At 75.1% G+C, this 939-nt stretch carries 1 protein-coding gene and 1 pseudogene; both read right to left on the minus strand.

Translation table 11 applies throughout. From position 1 onward, the window contains the following. Positions 1-282, minus strand: a pseudogene (locus ND748_RS32850) (cytochrome c biogenesis protein ResB); the annotation flags it as partial. After that, positions 279-939, minus strand: a 661-nt coding sequence (locus tag ND748_RS32855; RefSeq protein WP_251750141.1) for a cytochrome c biogenesis CcdA family protein, incomplete at its 5' end; no start/stop codon positions are given. The gene ND748_RS32855 and the pseudogene ND748_RS32850, both read right to left, overlap by 4 nt.

Here is a 939-nt window from a genome sequence, read left to right on the forward strand (position 1 = left end):
GTCCGGGCCCAGCCCGCCAGCTCGGTCGGCTCGGCCAGCTCGGTTGGGTCCGGGTGGCGCGAACGCGTCCGGCGCGACCGCGACCCGGGCGTCGGCGTGCCCGTCGGGCAAGCGGCGTCCACCCGAGGAGTCCGGGTCGAACCCGACCGTCTCGTCGTCGATGGTGCCCGCCGAATCGGCCGCGGCCGGCGCGTCGGGGCCGTCGGGGCCGTCGGGGCCCGGCTTCGGCGCCAGGCCGGTGGCCGTGCCGGCAGGCTGGTGGGGACGAGTGGAAGAGGTCACAGCGGCGTCTCCGAGAAGCCGGGGGCGTAGGGCCGCAGGTTGGCGATCAGGTCGGTCCACTCCCCGGTGAGTTGGAGCATCCCGACCGCGACGAGCAGCACGCCACCGGACAGGGTCAGGGCGCGGGTGTGTCGCCGCAGCAGGTGCAGGGCGCCGACAGCGCGCCGGAAGGCGAGCCCGACGGCGAGGAAGGGCAGCCCGAGTCCCAGGCAGTACACAGCGGAGAGGAACGCGCCCCGGCCGGCCGTCGCACTCGACACCGCCAGCCCTTGCACGGCCGCCAGGGTGGGGCCGAGGCAGGGGGTCCAGCCAATGCCGAACAGCACCCCGAGCACCGGCGCGCCGAGCAGGCCGGGGCGTGGCAGCCGGTGGATGCGCCACTCGCGGTTCGCCCAGGACATCCGGGAGAACATCCCGGCGAAGGCCAGGCCCATGACGATGGTGAACGCCCCCAGGATCTGGCTCATCCCGACCTGATGGCGGACCAACCACTGACCGAGTCCGCCAAAGGCGGCGCCGAAGGAGACGAACACCGAGGTGAATCCGAGCACGAACAGCCCGGTGCCGGCGGCGACCCGGCCGCCGACGCGTAGCCGTCGCAGCCGCGGCCCGAGCCCGGCGAAACGCCCGCCGCGCCCGCTGTCCCCGATCTGCGCC

Source organism: Frankia sp. AiPs1 (assembly GCF_023716945.1).
Classification (GTDB): domain Bacteria; phylum Actinomycetota; class Actinomycetes; order Frankiales; family Frankiaceae; genus Frankia.